Origin of the sequence: Dietzia sp. KRD202 (assembly GCF_017168155.1) — a bacterium.
GTDB classification, from domain to species: Bacteria; Actinomycetota; Actinomycetes; order Mycobacteriales; family Mycobacteriaceae; genus Dietzia; species Dietzia kunjamensis.
Map to the genome: position 1 here is coordinate 328,389 of NZ_JABFAN010000011.1, position 5,343 is coordinate 333,731.

The window sequence follows — 5,343 nt, forward strand, 5'->3', positions numbered from 1 at the left end:
GGTGTGTGGGTGTTGTTTGAGAACTCAACAGTGTGTTTTGTTTGTGATAGTGCCAAATTTTTTGTTTGGTTGCGACCCTTTCACATCCCTGTCGTGGGGGTCGCGTTTTTGTTTGAACAGCCAGTTTTTGGTTTGTTTTTGCTTGGATTGTGCTTTTCGTAGTGCTGAGAAGCTTTTATGGAGAGTTTGATCCTGGCTCAGGACGAACGCTGGCGGCGTGCTTAACACATGCAAGTCGAACGGTAAGGCCCCTTCGGGGGTACACGAGTGGCGAACGGGTGAGTAACACGTGGGTAATCTGCCCTGCACTTCGGGATAAGCCTGGGAAACTGGGTCTAATACCGGATATGAACTCCTGCCGCATGGTGGGGGTTGGAAAGTTTTTCGGTGCAGGATGAGCCCGCGGCCTATCAGCTTGTTGGTGGGGTAATGGCCTACCAAGGCGACGACGGGTAGCCGGCCTGAGAGGGTGATCGGCCACACTGGGACTGAGACACGGCCCAGACTCCTACGGGAGGCAGCAGTGGGGAATATTGCACAATGGGCGAAAGCCTGATGCAGCGACGCCGCGTGGGGGATGACGGTCTTCGGATTGTAAACCCCTTTCAGTAGGGACGAAGCGCAAGTGACGGTACCTGCAGAAGAAGCACCGGCTAACTACGTGCCAGCAGCCGCGGTAATACGTAGGGTGCGAGCGTTGTCCGGAATTACTGGGCGTAAAGAGCTCGTAGGCGGTTTGTCACGTCGTCTGTGAAATCCCTCGGCTTAACCGGGGGCGTGCAGGCGATACGGGCAGACTTGAGTACTACAGGGGAGACTGGAATTCCTGGTGTAGCGGTGAAATGCGCAGATATCAGGAGGAACACCGGTGGCGAAGGCGGGTCTCTGGGTAGTAACTGACGCTGAGGAGCGAAAGCATGGGTAGCGAACAGGATTAGATACCCTGGTAGTCCATGCCGTAAACGGTGGGCGCTAGGTGTGGGGTCCTTCCACGGACTCCGTGCCGTAGCTAACGCATTAAGCGCCCCGCCTGGGGAGTACGGCCGCAAGGCTAAAACTCAAAGGAATTGACGGGGGCCCGCACAAGCGGCGGAGCATGTGGATTAATTCGATGCAACGCGAAGAACCTTACCTAGGCTTGACATATACAGGACGACGGCAGAGATGTCGTTTCCCTTGTGGCTTGTATACAGGTGGTGCATGGTTGTCGTCAGCTCGTGTCGTGAGATGTTGGGTTAAGTCCCGCAACGAGCGCAACCCCTGTCTCATGTTGCCAGCACGTAATGGTGGGGACTCGTGAGAGACTGCCGGGGTCAACTCGGAGGAAGGTGGGGATGACGTCAAATCATCATGCCCCTTATGTCTAGGGCTTCACACATGCTACAATGGCTAGTACAGAGGGCTGCGATACCGCGAGGTGGAGCGAATCCCTTAAAGCTGGTCTCAGTTCGGATTGGGGTCTGCAACTCGACCCCATGAAGTCGGAGTCGCTAGTAATCGCAGATCAGCAACGCTGCGGTGAATACGTTCCCGGGCCTTGTACACACCGCCCGTCACGTCATGAAAGTCGGTAACACCCGAAGCCGGTGGCCTAACCCTTGTGGAGGGAGCCGTCGAAGGTGGGATCGGCGATTGGGACGAAGTCGTAACAAGGTAGCCGTACCGGAAGGTGCGGCTGGATCACCTCCTTTCTAAGGAGCACTCACCACGCTTTGGTGTGGTCAGAGTTTGCGCAGGGTTCGCGTCCGAATGTGGCGCGCTCTGTGGCTCATTGGGTGGAACACTATCGCGTAGGACTCGCCTTGATCTTCGGGCGTCGGCTCAGGGCCGGCGTTCCGGGGGGAGCGTGGTCCGGACGAAACACACTGTTGGGTGTCTGAAACAACACCATCGAGCCTTCGGGTTTGGTTGTTTCTGATGGCACTGATTCCCGAGACATCTGATGCGACCTACGGGTCCTGGGTGTGGGTGGGGTTGGTGTGTGTTGTTTGAGAACTGCACAGTGGACGCGAGCATCTTTAATTGTTTGTGAATGTAAGTGTGTAAGAGCACACGGTGGATGCCTTGGCACCAAGAGCCGATGAAGGACGTAGTAGGCTGCGATAAGCCTCGGGGAGCTGCCAAACGAGCTGTGATCCGAGGGTGTCCGAATGGGGAAACCCAGCACGCGTGATGGCGTGTTACCCGCATCTGAATACATAGGGTGTGTGGAGGGAACGCGGGGAAGTGAAACATCTCAGTACCCGCAGGAAGAGAAAACAATAGTGATTCCGTCAGTAGCGGCGAGCGAACGCGGATCAGGCTAAACCGCATGCGTGTGATACCCGGCAGGGGTTGCGTGTGTGGTGTTGTGGGGCATGATGTCCCGGTTCTGCCGGACCGGGCGCTGATTGATCGCGGGTTAGGGGAACGACTTGGAAGGGTCGGCCGGAGAGGGTGAGAGTCCCGTACCTGAAAACCTTGCGGCGGGGCGATTTGTGTTCCCAAGTAGCAGCGGGCCCGTGAAATCTGCTGTGAATCTGCCGGGACCACCCGGTAAGCCTAAATACTTCTTGGTGACCGATAGCGGATTAGTACCGTGAGGGAATGGTGAAAAGTACCCCGGGAGGGGAGTGAAATAGTACCTGAAACCGTGTGCTTACAATCCGTCAGAGGCTTGAGGGCTGATGGCGTGCCTTTTGAAGAATGAGCCTGCGAGTTAGTGGTATGTCGCGAGGTTAACCCGTGTGGGGAAGCCGTAGCGAAAGCGAGTCCTAATAGGGCGTTTGAGTGGCATGCTCTAGACCCGAAGCGGAGTGATCTACCCATGGCCAGTGTGAAGCGACGGTAAGACGTCGTGGAGGCGCGAACCCACTTAGGTTGAAAACTGAGGGGATGAGTTGTGGGTAGGGGTGAAAGGCCAATCAAACTCCGTGATAGCTGGTTCTCCCCGAAATGCATTTAGGTGCAGCGTCGCATGTTTCACCTCGGAGGTAGAGCTACTGGATGGCCGATGGGCCCTACAAGGTTACTGACGTCAGCCAAACTCCGAATGCCGAGGTGTGAGAGTGCGGCAGTGAGACTGTGGGGGATAAGCTTCATAGTCGAGAGGGAAACAGCCCAGATCGCCGGCTAAGGCCCCTAAGCGTGTACTAAGTGGAAAAGGATGTGGGATCGCTGAGACAGCCAGGAGGTTGGCTTAGAAGCAGCCACCCTTGAAAGAGTGCGTAATAGCTCACTGGTCAAGTGGTCCTGCGCCGACAATTTAGCGGGGCTCAAGTACACCGCCGAAGCCGCGGCATTCATACAATAACCTCCTCCGGGCAGGTGTATGGATGGGTAGGGGAGCGTCGTGTGGCCATAGAAGCGCCGGAGTGATCCAGGCGTGGAGGCCACACGAGTGAGAATGCAGGCATGAGTAGCGAATGACGAGTGAGAAACTCGTCCGCCGAATGATCAAGGGTTCCTGGGTCAAGCTAATCTGCCCAGGGTGAGTCGGGACCTAAGGCGAGGCCGACAGGCGTAGTCGATGGACAACGGGTTGATATTCCCGTACCCGTGTGTGCGCGCCCATGGTGAATCAGTGATACTAACCGCCCTGAATGTCCTAGAGCATCCTTCGGGATGACGTGGACCGGATGCGCGGGACCTGAACTGGTAGTAGCCAAGCGATGGGGTGACGCAGGAAGGTAGCTGGGCCAGTCAGTGGTTGTACTGGTGTAAGAGTGTAGGCCGTGACATAGGCAAATCCGTGTCACATCAAGGCTGAGACTTGATGCATACCCGTTGTGGGGAATTCAGTGATCCTATGCTGCCGAGAAAAGCCTCTAGTGAGTTCATACACGGCCCGTACCCCAAACCGACACAGGTGATCAGGTAGAGAATACCAAGGCGATCGAGAGAACTGTGGTTAAGGAACTCGGCAAAATGCCCCCGTAACTTCGGGAGAAGGGGGACCACGCCCGGTGACGATCCTTGCGATCTGAGCTGGGGGTGGTCGCAGAGACCAGAGAGAAGCGACTGTTTACTAAAAACACAGGTCCGTGCGAAGACGTAAGTCGATGTATACGGACTGACGCCTGCCCGGTGCTGGAAGGTTAAGAGGACCGGTTAGCCGCAAGGCGAAGCTGAGAATTTAAGCCCCAGTAAACGGCGGTGGTAACTATAACCATCCTAAGGTAGCGAAATTCCTTGTCGGGTAAGTTCCGACCTGCACGAATGGCGTAACGACTTCTCTGCTGTCTCGACCACAGACTCGGCGAAATTGCACTACGAGTAAAGATGCTCGTTACGCGCGGCAGGACGAAAAGACCCCGGGACCTTTACTATAGCTTGGTATTGGCGTTCGATTCGGTTTGTGTAGGATAGGTGGGAGACTGTGAAGCATGCACGCCAGTGTGTGTGGAGTCGTTGTTGAAATACCACTCTGATCGTATTGGACGTCTAACCTCGGCCCATGATCTGGGTTAGGGACAGTGCCTGGTGGGTAGTTTAACTGGGGCGGTTGCCTCCTAAAGAGTAACGGAGGCGCCCAAAGGTTCCCTCAGCCTGGATGGCAATCAGGTGTTGAGTGCAAGTGCACAAGGGAGCTTGACTGTGAGACTGACACGTCGAGCAGGGACGAAAGTCGGGACTAGTGATCCGGCACCGGCAAGTGGAAGCGGTGTCGCTCAACGGATAAAAGGTACCCCGGGGATAACAGGCTGATCTTCCCCAAGAGTCCATATCGACGGGATGGTTTGGCACCTCGATGTCGGCTCGTCGCATCCTGGGGCTGGAGTAGGTCCCAAGGGTTGGGCTGTTCGCCCATTAAAGCGGCACGCGAGCTGGGTTTAGAACGTCGTGAGACAGTTCGGTCTCTATCCGCCGCGCGCGTAAGAAACTTGAGGAAGGCTGTCCCTAGTACGAGAGGACCGGGACGGACGAACCTCTGGTGTGCCAGTTGTTCCACCAGGAGCATCGCTGGTTAGCTACGTTCGGAAGGGATAACCGCTGAAAGCATCTAAGCGGGAAGCCTGTTCCAAGATGAGGTTTCTCACCACCTTGGCGTGGTTAAGGCCCCCCACAGACCATGGGGTTGATAGGCCGGAACTGGAAGCGCAGCAATGCGTGCAGGTGACCGGTACTAATCGGCCGAGGGCTTACACACAAACAGCCCATAAAGTTTGAACGCGTCCACTGTGCAGTATCTGAAACAACACACCCACGCAAAAACACGTGGGCCTTGTTTCACAGAGTTACGGCGGCCATAGCGGCAGGGAAACGCCCGGTCCCATTCCGAACCCGGAAGCTAAGCCTGCCAGCGCCGATGGTACTGCACTCGTGAGGGTGTGGGAGAGTAGGTCACCGCCGAACACAACTTCA

Annotated in this window: 3 rRNA genes; all 3 read left to right on the forward strand. The window is 56.1% G+C overall.

The features are described 5' to 3' along the window. The first annotated feature begins 174 nt into the window (after window positions 1-174). The 3 genes from J1M64_RS08285 (at window position 175) to rrf (ending at window position 5,334) form a co-directional block, all read left to right on the forward strand. Window positions 175-1,691: ribosomal RNA gene (locus J1M64_RS08285) — 16S ribosomal RNA — on the forward strand. Between the two features lie 341 nt (window positions 1,692-2,032). After that, a 23S ribosomal RNA gene (locus J1M64_RS08290) occupies window positions 2,033-5,128 on the forward strand. Window positions 5,129-5,217: 89 nt separating this feature from the next. Then, window positions 5,218-5,334, forward strand: a 5S ribosomal RNA gene (gene rrf, locus J1M64_RS08295). The 16S, 23S and 5S rRNA genes sit together here, the layout of an rRNA operon. Window positions 5,335-5,343: the final 9 nt, after the last annotated feature.